The 602-nt window shown below is 46.5% G+C and carries 1 protein-coding gene; it reads right to left on the bottom strand.

What is annotated here, in order from left to right; all coding sequences use genetic code 11:
- On the bottom strand, positions 1-602 hold a 602-nt coding region (locus ACFIJS_RS09275; protein ID WP_375651342.1), incomplete at both ends, for a chromosome partitioning protein.

Here is a 602-nt window from a genome sequence, read left to right as displayed (position 1 = left end):
GCCTTTGTCTGCGCATCGGCCCTCTGCCAAACACCCAATAACTGAGCAAAAATCCGTTCCTGTTCATTAATTTGCGGCGGCGTATTAACCCCATTGACCAAATCAACAGCCCGCCGTAAATCTCCATCAACCTGTTGCAAAGCAATCGCCACCCGCCGTTGCGCAACCGGCTCCATCTTGGCTAATTTCAACAATTGCGCTTGATTATCCGCCAATGCTGTCCCCCGCAAAACAGACCGCAACTCCGGCTGTAAATACTTGGAAATACGATTAAGTCGTCTCACTGACTCTTCAGATAAACCAATGCGATCTGCCACATGTCTAGCAAAGCAAAAAGTAACTCCCTTATCACTTTCTTCATCTGTATGAGCAATTCGGTCAACTTGACCGAATTGCTCTTTTTTGGCTTTATGTTGATTACTACCATCCCCACCAACCTTAATTTCCCCATACTTCTTTTCCCACAATTCACGGTAAGTCTGCACAAACAAAGCGCGGTCAATCACTGACAATTCATTGCGAAAGAGGTTTTCAGCCACTTCTAAAAGCGCAGCATTGTCCTTATCCGCCTGCACCACAACGGCATCAATTTCGCTATAGCC

Source organism: Bartonella sp. OT172YNZD (genome assembly GCF_042193725.1).
Lineage (GTDB): Bacteria > Pseudomonadota > Alphaproteobacteria > Rhizobiales > Rhizobiaceae > Bartonella > Bartonella grahamii_A.
Note: the sequence above shows the minus strand (reverse complement) of the source record. Positions and strands in the feature narration are given on the sequence as shown.